16 protein-coding genes and 1 rRNA gene are annotated in these 15,131 nt (G+C 44.1%); 8 read left to right on the top strand and 9 right to left on the bottom strand.

Annotated features, from left to right (window positions below):
* Nucleotides 1-118 (bottom strand): 16S ribosomal RNA (locus C9J42_RS18275); the annotation flags it as partial.
* Nucleotides 119-542: 424 nt separating this feature from the next.
* Here C9J42_RS18275 and C9J42_RS18280 point away from each other — a divergent pair.
* Nucleotides 543-1,091: a gamma carbonic anhydrase family protein gene (locus C9J42_RS18280; RefSeq protein ID WP_107287968.1), complete on the top strand. Its 549-nt coding sequence runs from the start codon at nucleotides 543-545 to the stop codon at nucleotides 1,089-1,091.
* Nucleotides 1,092-1,144: 53 nt separating this feature from the next.
* On the opposite strand, the gene C9J42_RS18285 is transcribed toward C9J42_RS18280, so the two are convergent.
* The 4 genes from C9J42_RS18285 to C9J42_RS18300 all read right to left on the bottom strand — a co-directional run bounded on the left by C9J42_RS18285 (nucleotide 1,145) and on the right by C9J42_RS18300 (nucleotide 3,777).
* The gene (locus tag C9J42_RS18285; RefSeq protein ID WP_107247637.1) at nucleotides 1,145-1,408 is read right to left on the bottom strand and encodes a DUF1488 domain-containing protein; all 264 of its coding nucleotides are present in this window, start codon (nucleotides 1,406-1,408) and stop codon (nucleotides 1,145-1,147) included.
* Between the two features lie 5 nt (nucleotides 1,409-1,413).
* Entirely contained in the window at nucleotides 1,414-2,235 is an 822-nt protein-coding gene (gene aroE, locus C9J42_RS18290) for a shikimate dehydrogenase (protein ID WP_107208057.1), read from the bottom strand.
* A gap of 63 nt (nucleotides 2,236-2,298) precedes the next feature.
* Nucleotides 2,299-3,207, bottom strand: coding sequence for an oxygen-dependent coproporphyrinogen oxidase (hemF, locus tag C9J42_RS18295; RefSeq protein WP_107247635.1), 909 nt, complete (start codon nucleotides 3,205-3,207; stop codon nucleotides 2,299-2,301).
* Between the two features lie 12 nt (nucleotides 3,208-3,219).
* Complete coding sequence (locus C9J42_RS18300) at nucleotides 3,220-3,777, bottom strand: L-threonylcarbamoyladenylate synthase (protein ID WP_107287969.1); 558 nt, start codon at nucleotides 3,775-3,777, stop codon at nucleotides 3,220-3,222.
* 194 nt (nucleotides 3,778-3,971) lie between these two features.
* Between C9J42_RS18300 and purE the strand changes: the two genes are divergently transcribed.
* Nucleotides 3,972-4,460, top strand: coding sequence for a 5-(carboxyamino)imidazole ribonucleotide mutase (gene purE / locus C9J42_RS18305; protein WP_005372382.1), 489 nt, complete (start codon nucleotides 3,972-3,974; stop codon nucleotides 4,458-4,460).
* Nucleotides 4,460-5,578 carry a 5-(carboxyamino)imidazole ribonucleotide synthase gene (locus C9J42_RS18310; protein WP_107287970.1) on the top strand — a complete coding sequence of 373 codons (1,119 nt, stop codon included), beginning with the start codon at nucleotides 4,460-4,462 and terminating at the stop codon, nucleotides 5,576-5,578. Before purE ends, C9J42_RS18310 begins: the two co-directional genes overlap by 1 nt.
* 43 nt (nucleotides 5,579-5,621) lie before the next feature.
* On the opposite strand, the gene C9J42_RS18315 is transcribed toward C9J42_RS18310, so the two are convergent.
* From C9J42_RS18315 to C9J42_RS18330, 4 genes are all read right to left on the bottom strand, one after another.
* A complete protein-coding gene (locus tag C9J42_RS18315; RefSeq protein ID WP_107247632.1) occupies nucleotides 5,622-6,197 on the bottom strand; it encodes a topoisomerase DNA-binding C4 zinc finger domain-containing protein in 576 nt (191 codons plus the stop codon).
* A gap of 92 nt (nucleotides 6,198-6,289) precedes the next feature.
* Nucleotides 6,290-6,763, bottom strand: coding sequence for a DUF494 family protein (locus C9J42_RS18320; RefSeq protein WP_005372379.1), 474 nt, complete (start codon nucleotides 6,761-6,763; stop codon nucleotides 6,290-6,292).
* A gap of 2 nt (nucleotides 6,764-6,765) precedes the next feature.
* Entirely contained in the window at nucleotides 6,766-7,863 is a 1,098-nt protein-coding gene (gene dprA, locus C9J42_RS18325; protein ID WP_107287972.1) for a DNA-processing protein DprA, read from the bottom strand.
* A 6-nt stretch (nucleotides 7,864-7,869) separates the two neighbouring features.
* Nucleotides 7,870-8,931, bottom strand: coding sequence for a LysM peptidoglycan-binding domain-containing protein (locus tag C9J42_RS18330; protein WP_107247630.1), 1,062 nt, complete (start codon nucleotides 8,929-8,931; stop codon nucleotides 7,870-7,872).
* A 357-nt stretch (nucleotides 8,932-9,288) separates the two neighbouring features.
* Here C9J42_RS18330 and def point away from each other — a divergent pair, with 357 nt between their 5' ends.
* The 5 genes from def (at nucleotide 9,289) to C9J42_RS18355 (ending at nucleotide 15,077) form a co-directional block, all read left to right on the top strand.
* Nucleotides 9,289-9,798, top strand: a complete 510-nt coding sequence (gene def, locus C9J42_RS18335; protein ID WP_045084609.1) for a peptide deformylase — start codon at nucleotides 9,289-9,291, stop codon at nucleotides 9,796-9,798.
* A gap of 16 nt (nucleotides 9,799-9,814) precedes the next feature.
* On the top strand, nucleotides 9,815-10,759 hold the full coding sequence (gene fmt / locus C9J42_RS18340) for a methionyl-tRNA formyltransferase (RefSeq protein ID WP_107208065.1): 945 nt from the start codon (nucleotides 9,815-9,817) through the stop codon (nucleotides 10,757-10,759).
* 88 nt (nucleotides 10,760-10,847) lie between these two features.
* The gene (gene rsmB, locus C9J42_RS18345) at nucleotides 10,848-12,128 is read left to right on the top strand and encodes a 16S rRNA (cytosine(967)-C(5))-methyltransferase RsmB (protein ID WP_107287973.1); all 1,281 of its coding nucleotides are present in this window, start codon (nucleotides 10,848-10,850) and stop codon (nucleotides 12,126-12,128) included.
* A 120-nt stretch (nucleotides 12,129-12,248) separates the two neighbouring features.
* Complete coding sequence (gene trkA / locus C9J42_RS18350) at nucleotides 12,249-13,625, top strand: Trk system potassium transporter TrkA (RefSeq protein WP_107208067.1); 1,377 nt, start codon at nucleotides 12,249-12,251, stop codon at nucleotides 13,623-13,625.
* Between the two features lie 6 nt (nucleotides 13,626-13,631).
* Nucleotides 13,632-15,077 carry a TrkH family potassium uptake protein gene (locus tag C9J42_RS18355; protein ID WP_107208068.1) on the top strand — a complete coding sequence of 482 codons (1,446 nt, stop codon included), beginning with the start codon at nucleotides 13,632-13,634 and terminating at the stop codon, nucleotides 15,075-15,077.
* Nucleotides 15,078-15,131 lie beyond the last annotated feature (54 nt).

Raw genomic sequence — 15,131 nt, forward strand, 5'->3', positions numbered from 1 at the left:
TCACCCGTCCGCCGCTCGTCAGCATTGATAGCAAGCTATCAATCTGTTACCGCTCGACTTGCATGTGTTAGGCCTGCCGCCAGCGTTCAATCTGAGCCATGATCAAACTCTTCAATTAAAGTTTTGTGGTCTTTCGACCGGCTCAATGAATACTGTTAAAATACCGCTAACTAGAAGCTAGTTAGGATATTTGAATTGACTGTGCCAAATAATCCTTCTCCATAAAGAGATGAGTTATTTGTATTGGTCACTAGTATCATTGATAAATCTTTCGACTTAACTTTTCAACGAGTGCCCACACAGATTGCATGGTCAAATTGTTAAAGAACAATACTGAACTCGGTAACCGCTTGCGCCGTTGCCTGTCTCAGTGGGGTCGTAGTATAGAGAGTTCGATCACATTAGCAAGGGCTAAAGTGAAATAATTCTGACATATTTAATCACTCGAACAAATAATACTCAGAGTGCTATTGATTGACTACAATTCACGCGTCTATTTAGTTACTCTTGGTTAAAAATCCGTCCCCTATACAGGTATTACTATGACTTCCTCATTACGTAGCTATAAAAATATTCATCCAACACTGGAAAATAATGTCTATGTTGATCCATCTTGTGTTTTAGTGGGGGATATTCGCTGTGATGATGACAGTAGTATTTGGCCTTTAGTCGCTGCGCGTGGCGATGTGAACTACATCACTATCGGTAAACGCACGAATATTCAAGATGGTAGCGTGCTACACGTTAGCCGTGTCAGTGATGATCACCCTGATGGCTTTCCGCTGATTATTGGTGATGATGTAACGGTGGGACATAAAGCGATGTTACATGGTTGCCAAATAGGTCATCGTGTTTTAGTGGGGATGGGCACAATTATTTTAGATGGGGCTATTATCGAAGATGATGTCATCATTGGCGCAGGCAGTTTGGTTCCACCCAATAAACGCATAGCATCTGGTTTTCTTTATGTTGGCAGTCCTGCAAAACAAGCCCGCCCTTTAACGGACAAAGAGAAAGCCTTTTTATCACAATCAGCAGATAACTATGTGCGACTCAAAAATGAGTACCTTTGCGAAGAACTTCCGCTGTAAATAAAAAGAAGCCTTATCTAACGATAAGGCTTCTCGATAATTATTTGAGTGACTTAGCCAATAACGACATCACCATTATCGTCAAAACATTCATCTTCAATCATTTCTTCAGCCAACTCTTCAAGATCAAAACGCAATGAAGAAAACTCAGCGAGGATATCAGCTTCGTTATTTAAGGCTTTACCACTGTGCTGTTGTAGCCAGTTTAAGGTTACCCAACAGATGATCAGTGCGCCGCCTTGCTGAGCTGGGAAGTTAACGGCTTGGCGAACAGCATCCCATGATTGAATATCTGAAAATAGAATATCTTGGTTCATTACTTTTACTCTTGTAAAGTTCGGCGCAACTCACGTTGTACTTGTTTAGCTCCCGGACGAAGCCCGCGCCATAACATAAAGCTTTCCGCAGCTTGTCCAACGAGCATTCCTAACCCATCTAACACCTTTACTGCGCCATGCTCTTTCGCCCAACCATTAAAAGAGGTTATTGCTGAGCCATACACCATGTCATAGCACGTGGTATTCGTACCAATCACCGTTGGAGATATCGCTGGCACATCTCCAGATAGGCTGGCTGACGTTGAGTTGATGATCACATCAAAGGTTTGGTTTTCGAGTTCGGCGTGCTCTAGTGCAATAACATTACCGTAAGAAGAAAACAGCTCTGCCAATTGTTTTGCTTTGCTTACTGTGCGGTTGGCTATAACCAATTGTTTAGGTTGCTGTGCTAATAATGGTAAAAGCACACCACGAGCAGCACCACCGGCACCTAACAATAAGATGCGTTGATCTTTTAATTCGACCTGTTGATTGATCAGATCTTGAACAAGGCCTTCACCATCAGTGTTATCACCTAATACACCGCCGTCATCCAATTTCTTAAGTGTATTTACGGCACCAGCCAAGCGAGCACGTTCAGTTAGCTTGGTCGCATATTGATAAGCTTGCTCTTTAAATGGCACCGTAATGTTACAACCTTTACCACCATCATTAAAAAACATATCTGCCGCTTGCACAAAACCATCAATGGCAACAAGTTGACTGGTATATGTCATCTGTTGACTTGTTTGACGGGCAAATAAGGTATGAATGAATGGAGATTTACTTTGTCCGATTGGGTTACCAAATACGACGTACTTATCCATATACGAATTCTCTCTTTATATTAAGAAGGCTCTATCACTCCGTGATCTGAGCTCAATAATTGATTACCACTCTCGTGGTTTTAAATAATCTTGATACAGTCGCGCTTCTGCTGAATTGGGCTCTGGTTCATAGCAGTACTCCCAACGTGCTAATGGTGGCATCGACATTAAAATAGATTCCGTTCTTCCGCCACTCTGTAAACCAAACAAAGTGCCACGATCATAAACCAAATTAAATTCGACATAACGTCCACGACGGTATAACTGAAACTCCCGTTCACGTTCACCATAGGGTAGATAATAACGCTGTTGTACTATCGGCATGTAGGCATTGATAAAGCCATTACCTACCGCTTGCATATAAGCAAAACTCTTATCAAATCCCCATTGATTGAGATCATCAAAGAATAGACCGCCTATACCGCGGGTTTCATTACGGTGCGGTAAGAAGAAGTATTTATCACACCATGCTTTGTGCTGTTGATAAACATCATCACCAAACGGCGCACACAACTGTTTAGCTGTATCATGCCAGTGTTGGCAATCTTCTTCGAAAGGATAGAACGGGGTAAGATCAAAGCCACCACCAAACCACCAAACCGGAGCTTCACCGTCTTTTTCTGCGATAAAGAAGCGAACATTGGCATGAGAGGTTGGCACATAAGGGTTGCGAGGGTGAATAACCAATGACACGCCCATAGCTTCAAAACGACGACCTGCTAATTCTGGGCGATGTGCTGTTGCAGAAGCTGGCATTTCAGCACCATAAACATGAGAAAAATTCACACCTGCTTGCTCGAAGATTTCGCCATCACGTAATACACGACTACGACCACCGCCACCTTCTTCACGCTGCCATTGGTCTTGTTCAAATACGACGGTTGTTTCTTGTTGCTCTAATGCTTGGCAAATACGATCTTGTAAATCCAACAAAAAGGCTTTAACTGCACTTTTATCTACTTGGCTATCCATACTCTTTATCCCTTACCCTTGACGGAAGATATTGCCATTAAGCGCATCACGTATCTCGGAAGGATTGGTACGTCCGCCTGTTTCACCTTGCAAGATTGCAGCTAAACAATGTCCTAACTGTTGTTCAACCTCTTGCGCTGTTCGACCTGGCTCTTGGCCTGTTAAATTTGCGCTGGTTGAGGTAATAGGTTTACCAAACTCCAAACATAAGCGTTGCACGAGTGGATGATCACTCACACGTACCGCAATCGTAGTAAATTGCCCCGTTAAAAACGAGGAAACATTGGGCTTAGTCGGCATTACCCAAGTCACAGGTCCTGGCCATGTTGCCATCACGGTTTGCTTTTGTTGTTCGGTCAATTGGTTTTCATCAATATATGACAGCAGCTGATCGTAATTCGCCGCGATCAAAATTAAGCCCTTTTCCACTGGGCGTTGTTTGATCGCTAATAGTTTTTCAACCGCTTCTTGATTATCCGGATCACAGCCTACACCAAACACCGCTTCGGTTGGGTACCCGATCACTTCACCTTGCTTTAAAGCTGCGACGACTTGAGCAAAATTCTCCACAGTATCCTCATTATTTGTTCAGCAAATATTGTTGTTTTACTTTCTCAATTTCATTCTACCTACTCCTTAGTCACAACTCCATGCTCGGTTATAAGACAGTCAATATTCATGACGCAAACGTTTTCCTTTGAGCTAAATCACCGTATAATGCAGCCATCAACACGATGTTAAGTTATGACCTGAAGGAGAATGAGATGAAAGTTGGAATTATCATGGGTTCAAAATCTGATTGGCCAACCATGCAACATGCGGCTGAGATGCTTGATCGTTTCAATGTTCCTTATGAGACAAAGGTCGTTTCGGCTCACCGCACGCCACATTTACTAGCCGAATACGCTGAAAGTGCACAAGAGCGTGGCATTAAAGTGATCATCGCAGGTGCTGGCGGTGCAGCTCACTTACCGGGGATGACAGCGGCTTTCACTAGCGTGCCTGTATTAGGCGTACCAGTGCAATCACGTGCATTAAAAGGAATGGATTCATTGCTTTCTATCGTTCAAATGCCGAAAGGTATTGCTGTTGGTACCTTAGCAATTGGTGATGCAGGGGCTGCCAATGCAGGTCTCTTAGCCGCACAAATTATCGGCACTCAAGATGAGCAAGTACTGGCCGCTATTGATGCTTTCCGCAAAGAGCAAACAGAAACGGTATTAAGCAACCCAAATCCAGCAGAGGATGCATAATGAATAATGTGCTAGTCCTTGGTGCTGGCCAACTTGCCCGTATGATGGCACTGGCTGGCGCTCCTATTAACATCAATGTGATCGCTTATGATGTAGAGAGTGATAAAGTGGTTCATCCTCTTACCCAACAAGCAATGTCGAACTCGCTCGTTGAAGCGATTAATGACGTTGATGCGATCACTGCCGAGTTTGAACATATTCCTCACGATATTTTAGATATTTGTGCTGCCAGCGAGAAGTTCTTCCCAACGCCAGAAGCAATCAAAGCCGGTGGCGATCGTCGTCTAGAAAAAGCGTTATTAGATAATGCTGGCGTGCGCAACGCTAAATACCATGAAATCACTGAACGTGCAGATCTTCTTACTGCAATTGAAAAAATCGGGTTACCGCTGGTGTTAAAAAGTGCATTAGGTGGCTACGACGGTAAAGGGCAGTGGCGCTTAAAAGAAAGCGCACAGATTGATGATATTTGGCCTGAAATGGCGCAATGTATTGCTGATTCTCCTAATCAGGCTATTGTTGCTGAGCAATTTATTCCTTTTCAACGCGAAGTATCATTGATTGGTGCCCGTAATCGCAGTGGTGATATTCAGGTATTTAACTTAACTGAGAATGTCCATACTGATGGCGTACTAAGTTTATCAACTGCGATTGTGGGTGACTCACCACTGCAAGCGCAAGCCGATAACATGTTCCGTGCCGTCGCTAATAGCCTTGATTATGTCGGCGTGTTAGCTATCGAGTTTTTCGATCTCGATGGCGAACTACTGGTAAACGAAATCGCACCACGGGTTCATAACTCAGGTCACTGGACACAGCAAGGTGCAGAAACATGTCAGTTTGAAAACCACTTACGCGCGGTATGTGATTTTCCTCTTGGTAGTACTCAACTCATTCGTCCAAGTGCGATGATCAATATCTTAGGTTTAGATAGCATTCCTGATGCGGTTTATGCCCAAGAAGGTTGCCATGTACACTGGTACGGTAAAGAAAAACGAGCAGGGCGTAAAATGGGGCACATTAACGTGTGTGCTGATACACCAGAGCAATTGCAGTATCGTTTGATCATGTTATCAAGCTTGCTGGATGAGAAGGATTTCCCCGCACTGCCGCGTTAATATTTACTCCAATTTAAAAAGCCTGCGTCTGAGCAGGCTTTTTTTATGCTGTTTTATCAACACTATCAGGATCTTGATAAGCATGGCACTTTCTATCTGCACATTGCAGTTTCACACCACTGGCTAATTTCTTTTCAATTAGCAAACCAAAGCCACATTGTTGGCACGTACCGACAACGGGTTTGTTATTCACAGCAAAGCGACAGCTTGGATACTGATCACAGGCATAAAACACTTTGCCATAACGGGATTTACGCTCAGTTAAATGGCCTTTATGACATTCAGGACATCCAACATCGGTATTCTCTGCTTTCTTTTCCGTTGAGGCTAAATAGTGACAAGCAGGGTATGCTGAACACCCAATAAACATCCCATAACGACCTTGGCGTAATACCAATGGGCTCTCACATTCAGGACAAGGCATATCGAGCTCTTTCACTACATGTCCATCGTTGTGATTTAATGGCTGAATATAGTCACAACTCGGATAATGATCGCAACCAAGAAAAGGACCACGCTTACCAAATCGCATCACTAATTCGCCACCACATTGTGGGCACGGTGTATGTGATAACGCCTGCTCATGGGCAGAGAATAAAGGTGGGTTATTGGTTGTCATTACTGCTCGCTTAAAAAGGAATATCGCGTTTTACACGCTATCGCGACAAATAGCATAGATACAATAACGGGCCACTTTAAGGCCCGCTAATTTTAATGCACTGCACCGTCTTCCGCACCGTATAGCAACTCTTCCATCTGGCTATACGCTGTTTCATTACCGGGGGCATTAAACAGCACCATTAAGATAATCCACTTCAAATCATCTAATGAAAATTCATTGGTATCGAGCTCCATGATCCGATCAATCACCATTTCACGGGTATCGGCATTTAGCACATGGATTTGCTCAAGATACATCAAGAAACCGCGACAAGTGACATCCATACGGATCATCTCTTGCTCGGTATACACACGCATAGATGTTGCTGCGCAGTTATTTACATAAGGAGTATGTTCAGTTTCTTGTAACGCTGCGAGTTGTTCTAACCAATTAAGCGCTTTATAAATATCATCTTGATGGAACCCAGCACGAATTAACTCTTCGGAAAGTTCATCTTGATCAAACATCAACTCAGCATCACTTTGGATGTAAGTTTCAAACAGGTACATAAGAATGTCCATCATGACTAGCTCCTCCTCGTTCTGACATAACCACCAGGTACTGCACTGACCAGGCCCAGTAATTCCAACTCTAAAAGTTGGGTTAATACTTCATGGACAGGCTGTTCACAGCGTTCAGCAACTACATCTACGGGTGTTGCTTCGGTGCCTACGTTAGCCAACAGAGCTGGAAATGGCAATTCTTCATTTTCAGGTTGTGGAAAAGGCAAGCCTATTTGGTTATTTATTGCGCACTCAGTTAAGGTTCCGACTTCATTAAAGATATCTGCGGGGCTTTCTACCAGTTTAGCACCAGATTTTATCAATGCATTACAGCCTCGACTTTGCGCATTATAGATAGAGCCTGGAAGGGCAAACACTTCTCGTCCTTGCTCTAACGCATAACGCGCAGTAATCAATGAGCCGCTTTTTTCTGCCGCTTCAACTACCAATACGCCTGTCGACAATCCACTGATCACTCGATTGCGACGCGGAAAGTTTTGTGGACGAGGTTTTTCATCAGGCCAAAACTCTGAAACCAATGCCCCTTGCTCTACAATCTCATTCGCTAACTGACGATGGCGAGCAGGATAAATTTGATCTAAACCAGAGCCTAACACCGCAACGGTAGCGCCGCCGGACTTCAATGCCCCCAGATGAGCTTGTCCATCAATTCCTAAAGCAAGTCCGCTGGTAACCACATACTCCGCTTGCCCTAGTGCATACCCGAAATTAAATGCCGCCTCTCTACCATCAATGGAAGCGGCGCGACTACCAATAATCGCCACTTGTGGTTGAGCTAGATAAGCGACCTCACCACGGACAAATAACAGTGGTGGTGGAGATGATATCTGTTTAAGTAAATAAGGGTAGGCAGGAGAATCTAGAGTCAAAATATGTTGATCTGGGTGTTGCTGCCAACGCAACGCTTGATCGATACGTTGTTGGTTGGGTGAAGTAATCGCAGTGGCTTGTTGGTGAGTCAAACCTAGCTGACACAACTGATCAAATGAAGAGCCAACACATTGTTGCGCCGAAACATGACGCAAGAGTTTATTAATGCGATGACCACCTAAATACGGTGTCATCGCTAATACTAACCATGGGTAGAGTGATTCACTCATGAGATCTTAACGCGTTGGTGGAACAGCAATAACACCCGGCTTGAATGGTTCTAAGCTTTGCATCACCACAGCTAAACTAAAGTGCTCATAAGGACGAAGCACCATTAATTTACCCACTGAGACTTCACCCAACTGGGTAGAGCCTGCTAATGGGTTATCTTTGTAATGGTAACTGCCTTTTTTACCTTGAACTTTGGCACCTTGTTTGTATAAATCAAATACAAAGCCTGATTCCACACCATCTAAATGCCCACGATCTAATACCACAACATCGAAGCTAGAGATGTAGCTACGCCCTTCAAGTTGCCCAATCACATTGGCAGTCATTGACTCTGGCGGTGTTGAGGGTGAAAACGATAAGTTAGGCTCTCCGCTCACTAATAATGGTAATAAAATATCGTTTTGACTGATTTCCTGACGGTAGGTATCAACCCGTAATTGACTGGTTTTATCATCGGCTGCAGTGACGGTTAAATCAGCAATCTCCTTTAATGTCATGACCTTTACATCAACTTCAGGGCTTGTCTCCGTTGCTGAATCATTACGTGTAAACGTTTCTTCAATACGGTAAACACGCCATTGTGTTGTCGGTGCCAAAGGCTGATCTGCCCATACAATATCACCGACAGACAAGTAACCTCGTTCATCGCTTGAGCCTAACACTTGCGGTTGTGTTTTGGCTGATTCTTGACTGATTAATTTATTTTCAGCCACGTACTCCAACATTAAGTATCCCGGTAGGGTCGTAATAGGATCACGAATAACTCGCGCTTTTGGCGACAGTTTTACATGCTTTTTCAAACTCAGTTTTGGCTGCCCATTAACCCAGATAAGATGGAGGCGATCACCTGGGTAAATAAGGTGTGGGTTTTTAATGTAGCTATTCTTTTCCCACAATTGTGGCCATGACCATGGATTTTCGAGAAACACGCCAGAAATATCCCACAACGTATCACCTTTCTTAACGATGTAGACTTCTGGTATATCTTTTTTAAGTAATGGAGATGGCGCAGCAAACAGAGAGGGGATAAAAAGCATAAAGCTAAGAATAATGCCCAATTGCTTCATGAGATCGCTTCCTTGGATAACACAACCGAATCGTAAGGCTCCGCCTTACAACAAATAAAATACGTTTATCGTCTCAGACTGGCATTAGCCTATTGATATGTCGACTGTTTAACGATGAGCAAAAAGCGCTTTTCGGTTCACGTCACTATTTATAGATAACTGTTGCAACTCAATAGCGTCAAGTTTGCTTACGGCTAACACTAATCACTTTGCCAATAAAATACTGACGGACGCTTTTTCATTCTTTGTCTTTCACCTATGACAAAAAATTCGGTACTGTTATTTGATCTTTAAAATGACTAGAATTAGACCAACAGCGTTTTATTTTTTAGTTTCCGTTAACGAATTCGAGTCCTTATGTCTGTATTACACGTTCTAACCTTTCCTGATGAACGCCTACGAACTGTAGCTAAACCAGTCGAAGCGATAACACCTGAAATCCAAACAATTATCGATGATATGTTGGAGACCATGTACGACGAAGAAGGCATTGGTCTTGCGGCAACCCAAGTTGATATTCACCAACGTATTGTAGTGATTGACGTATCAGAAGAACGTAACCAACCTATGGTACTAGTGAACCCTGAAATTACTGAAGAGCACGGTGAAGATGGTATTGAAGAAGGCTGTTTATCGGTTCCTACCGCGCGAGGTTTTGTACCACGCGCAGCAGGCGTAAGTGTTACTGCGCTGGATCGTGACGGTAAAGAATACAGCTTCAAAGCTGATGGCTTATTGGCGATTTGTGTACAACATGAATTAGATCACTTAGCTGGCAAGCTATTTGTTGACTATTTATCACCTTTAAAACGTCAGCGCATTAAACAGAAACTAGAAAAAATTAAACGCCATAACGCAAAAAACTAATTATTTAGAGGTTACCTTGAGCAAACCATTACGCATCGTTTTTGCAGGTACTCCTGACTTCGCCGCCCGTCATTTGGCGGCGTTGTTGTCTTCACAGCACCAAGTTGTTGCTGTTTACACTCAACCTGATCGCCCAGCGGGTCGTGGTAAAAAACTAACGGCAAGCCCAGTTAAAAATATCGCGCTTGAACATGATATTCCGGTTTATCAACCAGCTTCATTACGCAATGAAGAAGCACAACAAGAATTAGCTGCCATTGACGCAGATATCATGGTTGTGGTGGCATACGGCTTATTATTACCGCAAGAAGTATTAGATACGCCACGTTTAGGTTGTATTAATGTACACGGTTCTATTCTTCCACGTTGGCGTGGTGCAGCGCCGATCCAACGCTCTATTTGGGCGGGAGATACAGAAACTGGCGTAACTATCATGCAGATGGATATCGGCCTTGATACGGGTGATATGCTAAAAGTGGCAACCTTGCCAATTGAAGCATCAGATACTAGCGCTACCATGTACGAAAAATTAGCCGATCTTGGCCCTGATGCCTTAATTGATTGCTTATCTGATATTGCTAATGGCACAGCCGTAGCCGTTAAGCAGGACGATGAGCAAGCAAACTACGCCAAGAAGCTGAGCAAAGAAGAAGCGTTAATTGATTGGACAATGGATGCCGCTGCGATTGAGCGCTGCGTTCGTGCGTTTAACCCGTGGCCAATGAGTTACTTCACCGTTGCAGAGCAAAACATCAAAGTTTGGCAAGCGGCTGTTGAAGCTGACAATCAAGGTAAAGCACCGGGTACAATTTTATCTGCTGATAAGCAAGGTATCTTAGTTGCGACAGGTAATGGCGCATTGCGCTTATTATCGCTGCAACCGCCAGGTAAGAAAGCGATGACAGCAGCAGATTTGCTTAATTCTCGTCGAGAATGGTTTGAATCTGGCGCTCAGCTATAAATATCAAGGCCAGTGTGTAGTCACTGGCTTTTCTTTTTAAGTTCCACATTGTTATCGCCAGCACTAACGGCGAGTTCAGGAAACAGCTATGAATGTAAGAGCCACAGCGGCCAAAGTTATTTATCAGGTCGTCGATCAAGGGCAGTCATTAACCGCCGCGCTTCCTGCTGCGCAACAAGATATCAGAGAGCGTGACCACGCTTTATTGCAAGAGATCTGCTATGGCGTACTTCGCTGGCTTCCTCGCTTAGAATCTATTACTCAAGCGTTAATGGATAAGCCGTTAAAAGGTAAGCAACGCGTATTCCACCACTTAATTTTAGTGGGCTTATATCAACTCGGGTACATGCGAATTCCAGCACATGCCGCAGTAGCTGAAACAGTAAATGCAACGAAAACACTTAAAAAGCCACAACTTCGCGGGCTTATTAACGCTATTTTACGTAATTATCAGCGTCAACAAGAAACCTTAGATGCGCAAGCTATCAGCCATGATGCGGGTAAATATGGTCATCCAAGCTGGCTATTAAAGTTATTAAAAGAAAGCTATCCCGAGCAATTTGCTGATATCTGTGAAGCGAATAACACCAAAGCACCGATGTGGCTACGTGTTAATCGCCAACACAATACTCGCGATGCCTACCGCGCTTTATTAGATGCCGAGGACATTGCAACCGAGTTACACCCACAGGCTGCAGATGCGCTACGTTTAGTTTCGCCATGCGATGTCACTCAGCTTCCTGGCTTTAGTGATGGCTGGGTCTCGGTACAAGACGCTGCAGCTCAGTTAGCGGTGGATTATTTACAGCCTAAAGCGGGTGAGTTAATTCTTGATTGCTGCGCAGCTCCTGGTGGTAAAACAGCCCACATCATTGAACATGTACCATCAACCAAAGTGGTTGCGATTGACTGTGATGAAAATCGCCTTAAACGTGTACACGAAAACTTGGCACGTTTGAACCTGGATGCAACCGTATTATGCGCTGATGCCCGTTACCCAGAACAATGGTGGCAAGGTGACAAATTTGATCGTATTTTGCTAGATGCGCCATGTTCAGCGACGGGGGTTATTCGTCGTCACCCAGATATTAAGTGGCTACGTCGTGGCGAAGATATTGCGGCACTGGCAACACTTCAAGCAGAGATCTTTGACGCAATGTGGCTGCAATTAAAACCGGGCGGTACGTTGGTTTACGCGACATGCTCTATTACGCCACAAGAAAACTGCGATCAGGTAAAAGCGTTTTTAGCACGAACGTCAGATGCGACATTAATTGGCAGCGATCCAGCGAAACCTGGTCGTCAAATTCTGCCAGGTGAAGAGTCGATGGATGGTTTTTACTACGCTGTACTAACAAAAGCAGAGTAATCATTGTTGAAATAAAAGCGGAACTTGCTCTCAAGATTCCGCTTTTTCATATTTTATAACGCCGATCAGAACGTTGTACTTACAGCTGATCTCTACAGGCATTTACATCAGGCATAGACTATGAAAATTATTATTCTCGGTGCCGGACAAGTTGGCGGCACCCTTGCTGAAAACTTGGTTGGTGAGAATAACGATATCACTATCGTTGATAAGGATCCCGAGCGTCTGCGTGAACTGCAAGACAAATACGACCTTCGAGTTGTACAAGGCTTTGCCAGTCACCCTCGCACGTTACGAGAAGCAGGGGCACAAGATGCTGATATGTTGGTATCTGTTACGAACTCCGATGAAACTAACATGATCGCATGTCAAATTGCGTTCTCTCTTTTCAATACGCCTAACCGTGTTGCTCGTATTCGTTCACCTGAATACTTACGAGAGAAAGAACAACTGTTTCAATCTGATGCGGTTCCTGTTGATCACTTAATCGCACCAGAAGAATTGGTGACCGATTACATTGAAAAACTGATTGAATACCCAGGCGCATTACAGGTTGTTAGCTTTGCAGAAGATAAAGTCGGCCTTGTTGCGGTAAAAGCCTACTATGGCGGTCCGCTAGTTGGTAATGCATTATCTGCATTGCGTGAACACATGCCACACATCGATACCCGCGTAGCGGCGATTTTCCGTCAAGGTAAACCGATTCGTCCACAAGGTACCACGATCATTGAAGCTGATGATGAAGTCTTCTTTGTCGCCGCAAGTAACCATATTCGTTCCGTAATGAGTGAACTTCAGCGCCTAGAGAAGCCTTATAAGCGTTTGATGATTGTTGGTGGTGGTAACGTTGGTGCTGGTTTAGCTCGTCGTTTAGAGCAAAGCTACAGCATCAAACTGATTGAACGTAATCAAGAGCGTGCTGAGAACTTGTCTGAAATGCTACAAAATACCATCGTATTTTGTGGTGATGCCTCAGATCAGGAATTGCTCAGCGAAGAGCATATCGAGCAGATCGATGTCTTTATTGCGGTTACTAACGATGATGAAGCCAATATCATGTCAGCCATGCTTGCTAAGCGTATGGGCGCAAAGAAAGTGATGGTGCTTATCCAGCGTGGTGCTTACGTTGATTTGGTGCAAGGCGGTACCATTGATATTGCGATTTCACCGCAACAAGCGACGATTTCAGCGCTATTAACCCACGTGCGAAAAGCCGATATCGTTAATGTATCATCATTGCGTCGCGGCGCTGCAGAAGCCATTGAGGCTATCGCTCATGGTGATTCCAGTACCTCTAAAGTCGTTGGTCGTGCAATCAGCGATATTAAATTACCACCGGGTACCACCATTGGTGCTGTTGTCCGTGGAGAAGAAGTATTAATCGCCCATGACCGTACCGTCATCGAGCAAAACGATCACGTGGTGATGTTCCTTGTTGATAAGAAGTACATCCCAGATGTTGAACGTCTCTTCCAACCTAGTCCTTTCTTCTTGTAACTGATCATGGTTAATTATCGTCCCATACTGTTTGTACTAGGGTTAGTGCTGTCTAAGCTAGCCCTGTTCATGTACGTGCCGACATTAGTCGCCTTTTTTACCGGTACCGAAGGGTTTATTGATTTCGCCACTGCGGTGCTGATCACCCATTCTGTTGCCTTTTTATTTTTAACTTTAGGTAAAACCCCAGAGTTTAAGCTTAGCGTGCGAGACATGTTCTTGATCACCACCTTAGTTTGGACTGTCGCCAGTGCTTTTGCGGCCTTACCTTTTGTATTTATTAATCACATTAGTTTTACCGATGCTTACTTTGAAACTATGTCAGGGATCACCACAACGGGCTCTACCGTTTTAAGTGGTTTAGATGATATGGCACCCAGTATTTTGCTGTGGCGATCAACACTGCAATGGCTCGGTGGGGTTGGCTTTATCGTGATGGCAGTAGCGATCCTCCCGATGCTGAACGTCGGTGGTATGCGTTTATTCCAAACCGAATCATCAGATTGGTCAGATAAAAGCTCACCTCGAACCAAGAGCGTTGCAAAGAATATCGTTAATGTTTATCTCACGTTAACTCTGCTCTGCATTATCTCGTTTATGTTTGCAGGGATGAATACATTTGATGCCATTAACCATGCTTTCACAACCATTTCGACGGGCGGTTATTCCACTTCTGATGGCTCCATGAATCACTTCTCGCACAGTGCACAATGGGTTGCCACAGTCTTCATGTTTGCTGGCGGCTTGCCATTTTTGCTGTTTGTCCAAGCCTTGAAAAAACGCCATCCAAAAACCTTATTTGGTGATGCTCAAGTAAAAGGCTATGCCTTGTTTGTGACCGTTGCCAGTTTAATTGTGGCTGCATGCTTGTTCTTCAATAAAGATTATTCGTTGATGGATTCGCTGCGATTATCATTTTTCAACATCATTTCTGTTGTGACAACCACAGGTTTTGGCTTGGGAGATTTCACCGCATGGGGACCATTGCCGAGTATTATTTTCGCCTTCACTTTATTGGTAGGCGCTTGCTCAGGGTCGACCAGTGGCGGAATAAAAATCTTTCGATTCCAGATCGCGTTTGCCTTACTACGTAAGCAAATTATGCAATCTATCCACCCATCGGCGCTATTTGTCCAACGCTATAATGATAGACCTGTCACTGACGATATTGTGCGCTCGGTTGTTGCATTAGTATTGACCTTTATCATGACCATTATCTTCATTGCTGCGATATTAGGTCTGCAAGGGCTTGATCCCATCACCAGCATTACAGGTGCTGTCACCGCAGTTGCTAACGTAGGACCGGGGATGGGGAGCATTATCGGTCCAACGGGTAACTTCGCGAGTTTGCCTGATTTATCAAAATGGACCTTAAGCTTAGGTATGTTGATGGGACGTTTAGAAATTTTGACTGTGTTAGTCGTATTTTCACCTGCATTTTGGCGAGATTAATAGCACTAAAAACAAAAAGGGAGCGCATTGCGCTCCCTTTTTTATCCATTTCAA

Origin of the sequence: Photobacterium sp. GB-56 (assembly GCF_003026105.1) — a bacterium.
GTDB lineage: Bacteria > Pseudomonadota > Gammaproteobacteria > Enterobacterales > Vibrionaceae > Photobacterium.

Bases quoted from the DNA above. Each gene is read 5' to 3' on its own strand.
- C9J42_RS18280 (WP_107287968.1), top strand. From the start codon at position 543: ATGACTTCCTCATTACGTAGCTATAAAAATATTCATCCAACACTGGAA.
- C9J42_RS18285 (WP_107247637.1), bottom strand. From the start codon at position 1,408: ATGAACCAAGATATTCTATTTTCAGATATTCAATCATGGGATGCTGTT.
- aroE (WP_107208057.1), bottom strand. From the start codon at position 2,235: ATGGATAAGTACGTCGTATTTGGTAACCCAATCGGACAAAGTAAATCT.
- hemF (WP_107247635.1), bottom strand. From the start codon at position 3,207: ATGGATAGCCAAGTAGATAAAAGTGCAGTTAAAGCCTTTTTGTTGGAT.
- purE (WP_005372382.1), top strand. From the start codon at position 3,972: ATGAAAGTTGGAATTATCATGGGTTCAAAATCTGATTGGCCAACCATG.
- C9J42_RS18310 (WP_107287970.1), top strand. From the start codon at position 4,460: ATGAATAATGTGCTAGTCCTTGGTGCTGGCCAACTTGCCCGTATGATG.
- C9J42_RS18315 (WP_107247632.1), bottom strand. From the start codon at position 6,197: ATGACAACCAATAACCCACCTTTATTCTCTGCCCATGAGCAGGCGTTA.
- C9J42_RS18320 (WP_005372379.1), bottom strand. From the start codon at position 6,763: ATGATGGACATTCTTATGTACCTGTTTGAAACTTACATCCAAAGTGAT.
- dprA (WP_107287972.1), bottom strand. From the start codon at position 7,863: ATGAGTGAATCACTCTACCCATGGTTAGTATTAGCGATGACACCGTAT.
- C9J42_RS18330 (WP_107247630.1), bottom strand. From the start codon at position 8,931: ATGAAGCAATTGGGCATTATTCTTAGCTTTATGCTTTTTATCCCCTCT.
- def (WP_045084609.1), top strand. From the start codon at position 9,289: ATGTCTGTATTACACGTTCTAACCTTTCCTGATGAACGCCTACGAACT.
- rsmB (WP_107287973.1), top strand. From the start codon at position 10,848: ATGAATGTAAGAGCCACAGCGGCCAAAGTTATTTATCAGGTCGTCGAT.
- trkA (WP_107208067.1), top strand. From the start codon at position 12,249: ATGAAAATTATTATTCTCGGTGCCGGACAAGTTGGCGGCACCCTTGCT.
- C9J42_RS18355 (WP_107208068.1), top strand. From the start codon at position 13,632: ATGGTTAATTATCGTCCCATACTGTTTGTACTAGGGTTAGTGCTGTCT.